Origin of the sequence: Mesorhizobium sp. CA8 (assembly GCF_020164955.1) — a bacterium.
Taxonomy (GTDB): Bacteria; Pseudomonadota; Alphaproteobacteria; order Rhizobiales; family Rhizobiaceae; genus Mesorhizobium.
The window spans coordinates 16128-30371 of sequence record NZ_JAIUHG010000037.1 but is presented as its reverse complement, the minus strand read 5'-3'; the positions used below and the strand labels follow the sequence as shown (position 1 = coordinate 30371).

12 protein-coding genes and 1 pseudogene are annotated in these 14244 nt (G+C 63.1%); 5 read left to right on the top strand and 8 right to left on the bottom strand.

Annotated elements, in window-relative coordinates:
• Positions 1 to 48: 48 nt before the first annotated feature.
• A complete protein-coding gene (locus LB553_RS28285; protein ID WP_224518167.1) occupies positions 49 to 987 on the bottom strand; it encodes a LysR family transcriptional regulator in 939 nt (312 codons plus the stop codon).
• A gap of 226 nt (positions 988 to 1213) precedes the next feature.
• Between LB553_RS28285 and LB553_RS28280 the strand changes: the two genes are divergently transcribed.
• From LB553_RS28280 to LB553_RS28260, 5 genes are all read left to right on the top strand, one after another.
• Positions 1214 to 1996, top strand: coding sequence for a 3-hydroxybutyrate dehydrogenase (locus LB553_RS28280; protein ID WP_224518198.1), 783 nt, complete (start codon positions 1214 to 1216; stop codon positions 1994 to 1996).
• 22 nt (positions 1997 to 2018) lie between these two features.
• Positions 2019 to 3170 (top strand): patatin-like phospholipase family protein, encoded by a 1152-nt coding sequence (locus tag LB553_RS28275; RefSeq protein ID WP_224518165.1) that lies wholly within the window; start codon positions 2019 to 2021, stop codon positions 3168 to 3170.
• A 33-nt stretch (positions 3171 to 3203) separates the two neighbouring features.
• A complete protein-coding gene (locus LB553_RS28270) occupies positions 3204 to 4598 on the top strand; it encodes an NAD(P)/FAD-dependent oxidoreductase (RefSeq protein ID WP_224518163.1) in 1395 nt (464 codons plus the stop codon).
• Between the two features lie 19 nt (positions 4599 to 4617).
• Positions 4618 to 5964, top strand: coding sequence for a dihydrolipoyl dehydrogenase family protein (locus LB553_RS28265; RefSeq protein WP_224518161.1), 1347 nt, complete (start codon positions 4618 to 4620; stop codon positions 5962 to 5964).
• A gap of 141 nt (positions 5965 to 6105) precedes the next feature.
• Positions 6106 to 6807: a peroxiredoxin-like family protein gene (locus LB553_RS28260; RefSeq protein WP_224518159.1), complete on the top strand. Its 702-nt coding sequence runs from the start codon at positions 6106 to 6108 to the stop codon at positions 6805 to 6807.
• Here LB553_RS28260 and LB553_RS28255 read toward each other — a convergent pair.
• From LB553_RS28255 to LB553_RS28225, 7 genes and pseudogenes are all read right to left on the bottom strand, one after another.
• Positions 6791 to 7696: a LysR family transcriptional regulator gene (locus tag LB553_RS28255; protein WP_224518157.1), complete on the bottom strand. Its 906-nt coding sequence runs from the start codon at positions 7694 to 7696 to the stop codon at positions 6791 to 6793. The genes LB553_RS28260 and LB553_RS28255 overlap by 17 nt on opposite strands.
• A 262-nt stretch (positions 7697 to 7958) precedes the next feature.
• A pseudogene (locus LB553_RS28250) lies at positions 7959 to 8093 on the bottom strand (transposase); the annotation flags it as partial.
• Between the two features lie 118 nt (positions 8094 to 8211).
• Positions 8212 to 9123 carry an ABC transporter permease gene (locus tag LB553_RS28245; protein WP_224518155.1) on the bottom strand — a complete coding sequence of 304 codons (912 nt, stop codon included), beginning with the start codon at positions 9121 to 9123 and terminating at the stop codon, positions 8212 to 8214.
• Positions 9120 to 10220 (bottom strand): ABC transporter permease, encoded by a 1101-nt coding sequence (locus LB553_RS28240; RefSeq protein ID WP_224518153.1) that lies wholly within the window; start codon positions 10218 to 10220, stop codon positions 9120 to 9122. The genes LB553_RS28245 and LB553_RS28240 overlap by 4 nt, the downstream gene beginning before the upstream one ends.
• A complete protein-coding gene (locus LB553_RS28235; RefSeq protein WP_224518196.1) occupies positions 10217 to 11740 on the bottom strand; it encodes an ABC transporter ATP-binding protein in 1524 nt (507 codons plus the stop codon). The genes LB553_RS28240 and LB553_RS28235 overlap by 4 nt, the downstream gene beginning before the upstream one ends.
• Positions 11741 to 11742: 2 nt before the next feature.
• Positions 11743 to 12837: a BMP family ABC transporter substrate-binding protein gene (locus LB553_RS28230; RefSeq protein WP_224518194.1), complete on the bottom strand. Its 1095-nt coding sequence runs from the start codon at positions 12835 to 12837 to the stop codon at positions 11743 to 11745.
• A gap of 26 nt (positions 12838 to 12863) precedes the next feature.
• A complete protein-coding gene (locus LB553_RS28225) occupies positions 12864 to 14243 on the bottom strand; it encodes an amidohydrolase (protein ID WP_224518151.1) in 1380 nt (459 codons plus the stop codon).
• Between the last annotated feature and the right edge of the window lies 1 nt (position 14244).

The following is a 14244-nucleotide window of genomic DNA, read 5'->3' as shown; positions in this document are numbered from 1 at the left end:
GCCGGATATCCAGGGGGCATGAAACGCATGCTGCCTGTCCCGGCAAACCTACTCGGCGGCGGACAGCGCCTTCACCCGCTCGCCGAACCATTTCTTCTGTGTGGCCTCTCGCACCAATGCGCCGACCGCGGGCGAATGCCTGCGGCCGCGCACCGTGACGAGATTGACCTCGCGCCAGAATTCCGGCTCCGTGATCGGCAGAGGCACCACGCCAGGATGCTTGACGGTATGCTCGGGCATGAAGCCGAAGCCAAGGCCGGCAGCGATCATCGCCAATGTCCAGTCGTCACGATCACTCCAGTAGACCGGACTGACCGTCACGCCTTGCTCGGCAAGGATGGCATCGGCGTAGCCGGCGAACTCGCAATTGTTGCGGTGGATGTAGCTTTCGTTGCTCATATCCTTCACCCGCACCACGCGCTGGTTGGCAAGGCGATGGGTCAGGTGAACAGCCATCACCATCTGCTCCTGGAACAGCGGCAGGGAGTGTACTTCTTCGTCGGGAGCGTCTGAAGGCAACGCGTAGATGGCAGCCTCAAGCTCGCCCTCGAGCAGCCTTTTCCTGAGGCTCACCGCGTCCGCATCGCAAAGATGCAACTCGACGCCTGGGTGGTGCGCGCGCACAGCCGCGATGAGCTCGATGATCTCGTCCGGAGCGATCGTGCTCATGATGCCGACCTTGAGGGGCATCTTCTTCAGGGTCACATATTGCTCGGCAATCTGCTTTGCCTGGCGTGAGTTCTCGAAGACGCCCTCGAGATAGGTCTCCACCATGCGGCCGAGCTCGGTAAGGTGAGTGAAGCGGCGCTCACGGTGGAAAAGCGGTCCGCCGAATTCATCTTCCAGGAGTTTGATCGCGCGCGACAGCGCGGGCTGCGTGACATTGCACTGCTCGGCTGCCCTGGTGAAATTCAGCTCCTTGGCAACGGCCAAGAAATATCGGACCTGGCTGATCTCCACTGCACGCTTCCCCTTGGGCGCGCGCATGGCGCACGACCCGCGTTGCCAGGCAATCTTACTAGCTGCCCTCGCGTCAAACAACCCGATCGCTCGATCGACATGCGGGGCTTGAGGCCAACGGTCTGACCGTCGGCTATCGAATCCATGTCTCAACGGCATTTCCGCAGCTTGCGGAGGTTCGTCATATTTGTCGTCACATCCAGAGCCGGCACGCACCCTGTTGCGTGTGGGGCTCAATCAGAAGGACAAGACGATGCTCAATGGCAAGACAGCGCTCATCACCGGTTCGACCAGCGGCATCGGGCAAGGGATTGCCGAAGCCTTCGCGGCCAAGGGCTGCAACATCGTTCTGAACGGCTTCGGCGACGCAGCCGAGATCGAACGCCTGCGGACAAAGCTCGCGGCCGATCATCGGGTCGCCGTTCGATACGACGATGCTGACATGAGCAAGGGCGACGCGATCACGGCGATGATGGACAAGGCCATCGCCGAGTTCGGCGCCGTCGACATACTGGTCAACAACGCCGGCATTCAGCATGTCGCGCCGATCGATGACTTCCCGATCGAGAAATGGGAAGCGGTCGTGGCCATCGATCTGATGTCCTCGTTCTATACGATCCGGCGCGCCTTGCAGGCGATGAAGGCGCGCAAATGGGGTCGCATCATCAACGTGGCCTCGGCGCACGCGCTCGTCGCCTCTCCCTATAAGTCCGCCTATGTCGCGGCCAAGCACGGTCTCGCCGGCCTGACCAAGGCCGTCGCGCTGGAGGTTGCCGAACAGGGCATCACAGTCAACGCCGTTTGCCCCGGCTACGTGCTCACGCCGCTCGTCGAGAAGCAGATACCCGACACGGCCAAGGCGCGCGGGATCACCGAGCAGCAGGTCATCAAGGATGTTCTGCTGGCTGCGCAGCCGACCAAGCACTTCGTCACGGTCGAGCAGGTTGCCGCGCTCTGCCTTTTCCTGGCTTCGGACGACGCGGCCTCGATCACCGGCGCCGTCATGCCGATCGAAGGCGGTTGGACCGCTCACTAGACCCGCACAAGGAGCGAAGGTGATGAACAAGATCACGCAAAACCTATCCGCCCCGGAAGCAGGACCGGCGATCGGCCATCGGGGCGAAGTCAAGCGTCAGACCGTCCTTGTCCTTCAAGGTGGCGGCGCGCTCGGCGCCTATCAGGCCGGCGTGTACCAGGCGCTGGTCGAAGGCAATATCGAACCGGATTGGGTCATAGGCACCTCCATCGGCGCCATCAACGCCGCGCTAATTGCCGGAAACGAGCCCGGCGATCGTCTGCCCAGGCTTCAGGAATTCTGGGATGGTGTGAGCCGGAGCAGCCCATTTGACGAGTTTTTCCGCATGATGGTTCCGAGCAACATCTTTGCCAATATGGGCACGGTGATGCGCGGCATCCCAGGATTTTTCGAACCGAACCCGAGCGCCATGTTTGGAGTGAACCGCGAGGTCGGTGTCGAGAACGCATCCTATTACACCACAGATCCGCTCAAAAGGACGCTGAACAATCTGGTCGACTTCGACTACCTCAATGGCCGCCACACACGGCTGACGGTCGGCGCGGTCAACGTCAACACCAGCGAGCTCAAATATTTCGACACGCGCGAGATGATCTTGTCGGCGGCGCACATCATGGCATCGGGCGCCTTGCCGCCAGCGTTTCCGGCGGTCTGCATCGACGGCGAGCCGTATTGGGACGGCGGCATCTATTCGAACACGCCCATCGAGGTCGTGCTGGATGAGCGACCCAGGCGAGACGCGCTGATCTTCGCGGTCAACATGTGGCAGCCCCGCGCCACCGAGCCGAAATCGATCTGGCAGGTCATGGGGCGGCAGAAGGACCTTCAATACGCCAGCCGCGGCCGGAGCCACGTTGCGCGGCAGGAGCAACTGCATCGATTGCGGCATGTCGTGCGCGAAATGGGAAGGCTCGTGCCGGAGGAGCGCCGCGAGGATCCGATGTTCAAGGAACTCGCCTCCTATGGCTGCCCGTCGGTGATGCACCTCGTGCGCCTGCTTTCGCCGCGTCTGGACGGCGAGGACCACACCAAGGACATCGACTTCACCCGCTCGGGCATCCGCACGCGCTGGCAGGCAGGATACGAGCATGGGCAGCGCGTCCTCGCCGACAAGCCCTGGGAATGCGAGGTCGACATGCTGCAAGGCATCGTCATCCATGAATCCCAAGAGTGATGCGCCGCGCCGAGGAAGATAGGGAGACCACCGATGCAGATCGTCACCCCCGGCATGCGGTTGATCCCGGAAGCCGTGCTCGCCAACAATGCTGCGCTGTTCCGCACGATCCCGGAGACTCCCTCGCATGCGGACAAGTCACTGCATCGCGTGGTCATTGTGGGCGGCGGCGCGGGCGGCTTGGAGCTGGCGACGCGCCTTGGCCGCAAGTTCGGCAGCCGGCGGCTTTCCGTCACGCTTGTCGACCGGAGCCGCATCCATATCTGGAAGCCGCTTCTGCATGAGGTAGCGTCCGGCGCCTTGAGCGCCTCGCACGACGCGGTTGAGTACATCGCCCATGCCAGCCGCCACGGCTACCGATACCGCATTGGCGAGGTCGTCGGCATCGATCGTGCCAAGCGCCAGGTCTTCGTCGCGCCCAGCTTCGACGATGACGGCCGCCAGGTCATCCCGGCACGTGTCCTGGGCTACGACACGCTGGTCATGGCCGTCGGCAGTGTCAGCAATGATTTCGGCACGCCGGGCGCCGCTCACCATGCCATTTCGCTCGACACCGCGGAGCAGGCCGCCCGATTCAACAAGCGGATGATCGACGCATGCCTGCGCGCCAACGCGCAATATGAGCCGCTTTCGCCTGGTCAGCTTCATTGCGTCATCGTCGGCGCTGGCGCCACCGGCGTCGAACTGGCGGCGGAACTGCACAAGTCGATGCGGGAAATTGCGTCGCACAATCTCGACAACATCGATTTCGAACGGCTGATCCGCATCACCATCGTCGAAGCAGGGCCGCGGATTCTGCCTGCCCTGCCCGAGCAGATGGCGCGCGCCACGGCACGCTTGCTGATCAAGTTGGGCGTGCAGATACGCTGCGGGATCAAGGTCACTGAGGTGACCGAAGACGGCATCCGGCTCGGCGAAAAGCTCTTTGTGCCTGCCGAATTGGTCGTCTGGGCGGCCGGTATCAAGGCGCCCGCTTTCCTGAAAAGCCTCGATGGACTCGAAACCGACCGCATCAACCGCCTGATCGTCGATGAAACCTTGCGGACGGTCGCAGACGAGAATGTGTTCGCGATTGGCGACTGCGCGAACTGCATGCTGCCGGGTGAGGAAAGCGCCTTGCCGCCCCGAGCCCAGACGGCCCATCAGCAGGCAGACCACATGGCCAAGGTGATTGCAGCACGTCTCGCAGGGCGGGCCCCGCCGGCATATCGCTACCGCGACTATGGTTCCCTCGTCTCACTCGCCGACTACGGTGCGTTCGGCAGCCTGATCGGCGGACTGAAGATCGAAGGTCTCGTTGCGAGGCTCGTCTACCGCTCGCTGCACAAGATGCATCTCAGGGCGGTTCACGGCTTCGCGAAGACAACGCTTGCTTCGATCGGCGAGATGATCGTCAGGCGCGTCAAACCGCGGATCAAGCTTCACTGAGCGCGGCGGAGGCGATGCGATGGAAAAGTATGACGTCGTGATCCTGGGCGGCGGCAATGCCGGAATGGGCGCCACGGTCGCGACGCGCGCCGCCGGACTCTCCGTCGCCATGATCGAGGCTCGCGATCTCGGTGGAACCTGTCCCAATCGCGGCTGCACGCCGAAGAAGGTGCTGGTTGCGGCGGCCCACGCGATCGACGAGATCGGAAGAGCCGGCACCCATGCAATCAAGATCGATCCGCCGAGGCTCGATTGGCGAGCCTTGATCGAGCGGGAAAAGGACATCATCCGGGACATTCCATCCCGACTGTCCGGACTGATGGCCAAGCGCGGCGTCGACGTCATCCACGGCGAGGCCGCCTTTGTCGCGAGCAACGCCATTCGCGTCGGCACCCGAGAGATCGAGGCCAGAAACATCGTCATCGCCACCGGCTCGAAGCCGCGCCCGCTGTCGATCCCAGGTTCGGAATTTCTGACCATTTCCGACGATGTTCTGAGCGATCCTGTGTTGCCCCGCGCTGTCGTGTTCATTGGCGGCGGCGTTATCGCTTTCGAACTCGGCCACGTCTATGCGCGCGCCGGCGTCGAAGTCACCATCCTCGAGGCGCTGCCGCAACTCCTCGGAGGCTTCGACGAGGATGCCGTCGCCCAAATCCGTGCCGAGAGCGAGCGGCTGGGCATCAGCATCCATACCAAGGCCTGGGTCAAGAAGATCGAAGAGGCCGACGGGCGACTGCGGGTGAGCTTCGCGAAGGATGGCGTGGAATGCAGTGTTGACGCTGATCGAGCCGTTAATTGCGCCGGGCGCGTGGCCAATGTCGAGGGCCTCGATCTCGGCGCCGGTGTCATCGTGCATCGCGAAGGCCGCATCGAGATCGACGATTATCTGAGGTCCCGTTCCAATCCGGACGTCTATGTCTGCGGCGATGCAGTGTGGAATTCTCCGCAGCTTTCGCCGATAGCGACCTACGAGGGCGGCATCGTCGGCCGCAATATCGTCGACGGCCCGAAACACCGGCCCGACTACAGTCACATACCCGCCTCTCTCTACAGCATTCCGGTAGTGGCAACCGTCGGTTTGACCGAGGCCAAGGCGAGGGAACACGGCTTCATCATCAACGTCCAGTCGAACGACATGCAAGGCTGGCTTTCGGCCAGGACTTATGCCGAGCCGGTCGCATGGTCGAAGATCATCGTCGAGGAAACGACAGACAGGATCCTTGGGGCTCACCTGGTCGGCCATGCCGGCGAAGAGCTGATCCACATATTTGCGCTCGCGATGAAGCACGGCATCACGGCACGAGAGCTGTCTGAAATGGTCTGCGCTTTCCCGACCTTCACGGCGGATATCAGGAACATGATGTAACGCCTCGCCTCGGGCCAGCGAAGTAGGACACAGACCTGGCATGTGTCGATGCAGGTGGGGCATCAAATCCATGCAGGAAAAGCATGGCAACTGCCGAGGGGTTACGGTGGTAGGCTGTGTGCGACGTATGAAAGTGCTGACATGGCCGCCGACCAGGCAATGACATTCGAGCAGTCCGTCCAGGCAGCCATCGAACTTGATGCGCCTCTCAATGAACGGCTGGCGGTGGTTGCCGCGGCGGTCCGCCGCCTAAACTCGGAGTTCGCGGACGCTGTAGATCGACTGGTCGAACGCCTGGAGAAACAGGGTGCCGGAGCGGCGGCGCCAAAATCCGGCGATGTCATGCCGCCATTCCTGCTGCCTGACGACGATGGCAGGCTTGTCAGCCTCGCGGAAATCCTGGCCAAGGGGCCAGCCGTCATCACCTTTCAGCGCGGTCACTGGTGCCCTTATTGCCGCTTGAACGCCATCGGGATTGTCGAGGTGCAGCGCGAGATCGCGGAATTGGGCGGACAGGCGATTGCCATCATGCCGGAGCGGCGCAGGTTCGCCAAGGCGATGAAGGCTTCGGTCGGAGCACAGTTCCCGTTCCTGATCGACATGGACAACGGGTATGCGTTGTCGCTCAACCTCGCGATCTGGGTCGGTGCCGAAATGGAGCGGCTTATGGGACTGGGGCTCGACATCCCCAACTATCAGGGCAACTCCAGCTGGTTTATGCCCATTCCAGCCACCTTCGTTGTCCGAACTGACGGAATCATCACGGATCGCTTCGTCGATCCAGACTACCGCCGTCGCATGGACATCAACGACCTGATCGCGGCGCTCAGGCGGGCTCGCTGACGCCGAAGGATGACCAGTCGGCCGCCCGTAGCAGATTAAGCAAAGTCGTCGCGACAGGCGAGCGCTGCCGGCCCGCAACCGCATAGACCGAAACGACCCGCGAGACGTCCAGATCGCGAAGCTTAAGCCGGCGTGTGGTCGGGGATCGCGGTGCCGTAAGCGTGACAAAGCCCACTCCGGCATTGGCCTCCAGCAGCGCAAGGAGATCCTGGTCGGTCTCGACTTCATGCGCAGTCCTGGGCGTATATCCCTTGGCGGAAAGACAACGCGCGAGTTCCTCGCTCGTCTCCCAGTCGATCCGACTGAGCACGGGTTCAGCGGCGAGCTGCGCCAGCGCGACATCAGCCTCGTTTCGCCGGGCGAGCGGGTGATCTGAATTTACCGCGAGCTCGATTCCTTCCTGGAACAGCGGCCACACGTCCAGGCGATCCCAGGCCTGTCCGAGCGGACCGGCGATCGCCAACTCCACTTCGCCGCCTTTCAGCGCCTCTATCACAGCTGCCGGCGAGCCGCGGTGGATCTTGAGATGCACACCGGGATAGGCCCGAAAGAGTTCGGTGAACGGTGAAACCAACAGCGCAATATTGATGCTGTTGGAAATGGTGACGTTGAGCGGCGCAACGTCACTGCTTTGCACCGCCTTGGCTAGTGACTTGGCGGAAGTGGCTGCATCATAGCACTGTTGCAGCAACGGCAGCATGCGGCGCCCGAGTTCCGTGAGGTGCGAGTGCTGACGCTCGCGCCTGAGGAGCTCTCCACCTAGTTCCTCTTCAAGTGTCTTGATTGCACGCGTAAGAGCCGGCTGAGTGACGTTGCATTCCTCGGCCGCTCTCGTGAAATTCAACGTGTTAGACAGGGCCAAGAAATAGCGGACCTGCTGCATCTCCATGAAGTCTCGCCCCTCAGCGAAATGGTCGATTAGCGATTAAGCATGTTTGCAGACTACCGCAATGGTGAGGGCTCGGCAAAGCACATGCAGCTTAAGTGTTCGCTTTCGCCATTCCGGCCCTGAAAACCGCCGGTCAGCATTCGGCCCCACTCACGACATTCGCCATGCTGTCACTAAGCGTCTGCATTGGGCAGCCGCGACGCACATCGGAGTTATATGGCGCCCTTCGCCGGGGCTGTCCCGCATCCCGCCTTACGGTGGTGAGGTAGGCCAAGGGCTCTTGAAGCGGGCGCTCGGCAAAGGCCTTCAGGCTTTCGTCCAGCCGCTTGTTGATGGCCGAGATCGACGAGGCGGAGAAGGCATGCCCGCACAGCTCTTCCGTGATCGCCTTGACCTGCGGGATGGGATCAGCTCAGCATTTTAAGGTATGGACTGAGGATTGCGTGCAGCCCTTCATGCCCCAGGTATGGCGCGACCTGAGCTCAGATGTCGGGTTATTGCGCGCCCTGGCGGCACTATTGTTCGAAAGGCTCTCCCAGCGAAGCCACGCCGTTGAGCTTGAGCAGACGCCGGTTGGAAGAAATGACGCCCAGCACGATGATTGTCACAAGATAAGGCAGGCTCGATAGAAGTTGCGAGGAAACGTCGAGCCCAGTTGTCTGGGCCGCGAGGCTTGCGAGGGACACGGCGCCGAAGAGGCAAGCACCAAGGAAGATACGGCTGGTAAGCCAAGTACCGAAGACGACGAGCGCGATCGCTATCCAGCCGCGCCCGGCGATCATGCCATCGGCCCAGAGCGGCGTGTAGACCACGGCCGCGTAGGCACCGGCGAAACCCGCCAGCGCGCCGCCGAAAGCGACCGCGGCGAAGCGCACAGCGATTACCGGATAGCCGAGCGCACGGGCCGCCTTGGGATTCTCGCCGACGGCGCGGATGACGAGGCCGGTCTTGGTGTAGGCGAACATCGCCCAAATGGCGACGGTCGCAGCAAGCGAAAGCCACACGACAATGTCTTGGGTGAACAAGCCGCCGATGACCGGGATATCTGAAAGCCAGGGCAATGAGAGCTTCGGAAGCCCTTTGACCGTGAGGCTCTCAAAGCTCTTGCCGAACAGCGCCGACAGGCCCTGGCCGAGGATGCCTATGGCGAGGCCCGTCGCAACCTGGTTCGCGCGGAATCCCAGCGCCACGACGGCGAAGACAAGGGAAAGAGCGGCGCTGGCGAGACCAGCGGCGAGGAAACCCAGGAGATGCCCGCCGCCTTGATAGACGATGATGAAGGCGATGACTGCGCCGAGGGCCATCAGGCCCTCCACACCGAGATTGAGGATCCCGGCGCGCTCGGCCACCAGTTCGCCGAGCGCCGCCAGAAGGAACGGCGTAGCCGCCGCCAGCATCCCGGCGAGGACGAATTCCACGGCGTTCATGGCGTGCTTCCGTGGGCGGCATGGCGCCATTCGAGCCGATAGCGGACGAAGGCGATGGCGACAAGATAAGCAAGCAGCAGGCTGCCCTGGAAGGCCCTGACCGCAGCGACCGGCAGATTTGCCGAGACCATGGCGTTATCGCCACCGATATAGAGGGCCGCCATGAGCAACGCGGAAAAGAGGATGCCGACCGGGTGAAGGCCACCGAGATAGGCGACGATGATGGCGGCATAGCCGTAGCCGGTCGAGATGGAGCGCTGCAACTGTCCGAGCGGCCCGGCCACCTCGGCCGCTCCGGCGAGGCCTGCCGCGAAGCCACCGACGAGGAGCGAAAGCCAGATCGCGCGTCCTTCGTTGAAGCCGGCGTATCCGGCGGCGCGCGGCGCGAGGCCGCCGACCTGCAGCTTGTAACCCGCGAAACTCCTCTGCATGAACACCCAGGCGCCGAGGGAGAAGGCGCAGGCGACAAGCAGCGAGACGTTGACGCGGGTGCCGGGGATCAGGATCGGCACCATCGCGTCGTACTGGAACATCACCGATTGCGGGAAGTTGAAGCCGTTTGGGTCTTTCCAGGGGCCAAGAAGCAGGTAGTTGAGCAATTGCGCGGCAACGAGCGCCAGCATCAGCGATACGAGGATCTCGTTTGCGTTGAGCTTCACGCGCCAGAAGGCCGTGAGCGACGCCCACAGCGCGCCACCCAGCGCGCCGATGACGAGCATGGAGGGCCAGATCCACTGGCCCGTAGCCTGCGGGAACCAGATGGGAATGGCCGATGCGAAGATCGCGCCGAGGATGAATTGGCCCTCGGCGCCGATGTTGAAGACCTTTGCGCGAAAGCCGATCGCAAGCCCCTGCGCGATCAGCAGGAGCGGCCCCGTCTTCAACAGGACTTCCGAGAACGAGGCCCAGGACAGGAAAGGCTCCAGAAGCATCGCGTGGAAAACGGCTACCGGATCGCGGCCCATCAGGATGTAGAGGCCAAGATTAAGCAGCGTCGCCAGGGCGAGCGCGACGGGCGGGGCGATCAGTTTGACGGGAAGCGAGGCATGCTCCCGGCGAACCAGAACCGGAAGGAACGGCCTGGAAAGAGCGCTCATGCCGGGACCTTCCTGGCCGTTGAATGCGCGCCGATCATGTAACGGCCGATCTCCTCGGGTCTGGTGTCGCGCGTCACCAGCGGCGGGCTCAGCCAGCCCTGATGGATCACCTGGATCGAATCGCAGAGTTCGAACAGTTCCTCCAGCTCCTCCGAGATGACGAGGATGCCCATGCCTTCGTTGCGCAGGGCGACAAGGCGCCGGCGAATGGCGGAGGCCGCGCCGATGTCGACGCCCCAGGTGGGTTGCGCCACCAACAACAATTTCGGGGACAGCATGATCTCGCGGCCGACGATGAACTTTTGCAGATTGCCGCCTGAAAGCGCGCCGGCCTCCGCTTCGGAACCGGGCGTGCGCACGTCGTATTGCCGGATGCAGTTCTCGGTGAAAGCCTTCGCCCGGGCTGTGTCGACAAGGCCGCGTTTCAGCAGGCCGAACGGATGGGCGGTCAGAAGGCTGTTGAGCACGAGCGACATTTCCGGCACCGCGCCGCGGCCGAGCCGTTCCTCCGGAACGAAGGCGAAGCCCAGCCGACGGCGGGCAGCCGCATCGAGCGCGCCGACATCCTTTCCCATCATGCAGATGCAATCGGACTTTGCGCGCGGCAGCACCGTTTCGCCCGAGATCAGCGCCGCGAGTTCGCTCTGCCCGTTGCCCGATATGCCCGCTATGCCGAGGATCTCACCGGCACGCACCGTCAGGTTGACGTCGCAAAGCGGCACGGCGAAGGGATCGTGAGGCTGATGGTCCAGGCCGATGATTTCGAGGCGCTTTTCGCCGCCGGAATGCGCTAACGCCGGCATGGGCTGCGGCATGTCGCGGCCGATCATCATGCGGGCGAGGTCGTGCGCGTCATGGTCGCGCGGGTCCACATGGCCGGTGACGCGCCCGCCGCGCAGGATGGTCGCTCGGTCGCAGACCGCCCGGATCTCCTCCAGCTTGTGCGAGATGAACAGGATCGAAACGCCGCCGTCGCGCAGCCGCCGCAAAGTCTCGAACAGCTTGTCCACCGATTGCGGCGGCAGGACGGAGGTCGGTTCGTCGAGGATCAGGAGCTGGGGTTCGGTCATCAGGCAGCGAATGATCTCCACCCGCTGCCGTTCTCCCACCGAGAGCGCGTGCACATGGGCAAGCGGATCGACCTCGAGTCCGAAGTCGCGGCCGAGCGCGCGGATACGTTCCGCGAGATCCGATTTGCCCTTGGGCACGACCAGGCGAATGTTCTCCACCACCGTCAGTGTTTCGAACAAGGAGAAATGCTGGAAGACCATGCCGATCCCCTTGCGCCTCGCATCCGCGGGGGAAGCGAGGGCCAGGGGGGCTTCTTTCCAGGTCGCCATTCCGGCGTCCGGCTGCTCGACGCCGTAGATCAGCTTCATCAGCGTCGACTTGCCCGCTCCGTTTTCCCCGAGGATCGCATGGATCGAGCGTGGAGCCACATCCAGATCGATGTCTCGATTGGCATGAATCTGGCCGTAGCTCTTGGAGATGCCGCGCAGCGACAGGAGCGGGACGGTCACGGTCACTTGGGCAGCGGCGTGGTGACACCCTTGACGTGCCAATCCATGGCAACGATCTCGGCCCCGGTCATCGTCTTGCCGGCGGGCACGCCCTCGCTGCCGTCGGCTTTGACGATCGGACCGGTAAAGGGCGAAAAGCTGCCGTCGGCGATCTTGGCTTCAACGCCCTTGATCCTGGCCATCATGTCGGCCGGGATTCCCGGGTTCCAGTCAACGACCTCGACCACCTTGTCGCCGACACCCAGGAAAGCGTTTGCGCCCTTGAAGGTGCCGGCGATGTGGGCGTCGACCGAGGCCTTGAAGAAGGGCGACCAGTCGGTCGCCACGCAGCCGAGATAGGTTTTGGGCGCGTATTTCTTCATTGACGAGTTGAGGTTGAAGGCGGGAACGCCGGCCTCTTCGCAGGCCGAGACGACGGAGGGCGTGTCCTGCGCGTTGGAGAAGATCACGTCGCATTTCTGCGCTAGCAGCGCCTTGGCGGCCTCCTGCTCCTTGGCCGGATCGAACCAGGAGTTCACCCATACGACCGAAACCTCGACATCGGGCTTCACCGCCTGCGCTCCCAGCGTGAAAGCGTTGATGGAGGTGATCAGCTCGGGAATGGCGAAGGCAGAGACCGAGCCGAGCTTGCCAGTCTTCGAAAGCGCGGCTGCCGCCATGCCCATAAGGTAGGTACCCTGGGAATATTGGGCCGCGAAGGGCGAGAAGTTCGGCGCCACCTGGAAACCGGAAGCGTGCAGCACGGTTACGTCGGGATTGCGGCGTGCGATCTGCAGGGCGCCGTTCTGATAGCCGAAGGAGCCGGCGACCAGGAACTTGTTCCCGTCGGCGACCGCCTTGTTCATGATCCGGTCGGCATCGGGTCCTTCCTGTATGTTCTCGATGATGGTCACCTTCACCTTGTCGCCGTAGGCTGCCTTCACAGGCTCAAGCCCGTCGGCGAGCGCACGGCCCCAGCCGACATCGCCGACCGGCGACGGGACCACGAGCACGATGCCCAGAGGTTCGTCGGCGGCAAGCGCGCGGCCGCCCACCGCCACGACGAGCCCAGAGGCGGCCGCGCCTTTCAGCAACGTTCTGCGGGTAAGATTTATCAGCATGTCGGTTCCCCTTGTTTTGGTTTCTAAAATTCCACCGTCGCAAGCGCCGCCTCGGCTTGCGCAAACAGCCTGGCCTCGTCGAGCCCCGGGAATTCGCCTTTGGCCCAGACGATGCGGCCGTTGATCATGGTCATGTCGGTCGGCGCGCCGATGCCCACCTTGGCCAGCAGGCTCAGCGGATCGTGCCGCGTGCCGACATAGTCCATGCGCCGCGTGTCGATGGCGAAAAGGTCGGCGGCCATGCGGGGCGCCAGCCTGCCGATGTCGCCGCGCCCGAGCAATGCCGCGCCTCCGGTCGTCGCATAGCCGAGAAAATCGGCCGGCGGCGGCACCGGATGATCGCGCGTCGACGCCGACAGGCACTGCAGCATGTAGGCGGAATGGATGCAGTGCATCAGGTTGGAATTGTCGTTTGAGGCGGCGCCGTCGCAGCCCAGACCCACACTGAGTCCGAAGGCCGACATCGCCGGAATGTCGGTGATTTCGGCGCCGACGAGATAGACCGGTTCGGGGCAATGCGCGATGCCAGTGCCGCTCGCGGCCATCTTGCGCAGCTCGTCGTGGGTCAGTTCCCAGCAATGGGCATAGAAGGTATCCGGCCCGCAGAAGCCGATATCCGCGCAATAGTCCACCGTGCGCATGCCGTGACGGGCCTCGATTACCGGGCTTTCGCCCTCGCCGACATGGGTATGCATGCGCACCCCGCGGTCGCGCGCCAGCGCCACCGATTCCACGAAGGTGTCGCGATAGCAGTTGACTGGCTGGCAAGGCGCGACCACGACCTGCCGCATGCCGAAGGGGCCGGCATCATGGTAGGCGTCGATCAGCCGGGCGCAGTCCGCGATGAATTCGTCGGTCGTTTCCAGCATGGCGTCGGGGATGGTCGAGCCTTCCGATTTGGGCAGCGTGTTGCCGCCACGTCCGGCATGGAAGCGCATGCCGAGCAGTTCGGCTGCTTGGAACTGCCGGTCGATCAGCCGCTTGCCCGCCTGCCGCGGAAAGCAATACTGATGGTCGAATGCCGTCGTGCAGCCGTGCTTTATCAGCTCGGCCATCGCCGTGACCGATGCGTGGTAGAAGCATTCCTCAGTCAGCCGCGAGAAAATGGGATAGATGCGGTCGAGCCATTCGATGACCGACAGCTTCGTCCAGTCCAGATCGGCCCGGTTGCGCACGAAGCATTGAAAGAAGTGGTGATGGGTGTTGACGAGGCCGGGATAGACGAACCAGCCAGCGGCGTCCTGCGTGATTGTTCCAACGGGCAGGTCTGCCTTGTCGAGGCCTGCGCCGATGGCCCGTATTGCCGGGCCGTCGGTCAAGATATCGACATTGCGTCGGATGTCGGGACCGTTGCCCTCGTCCACGATGACCGCAGCGCAGCCCTTCAGCAAATAGCCCGCCACG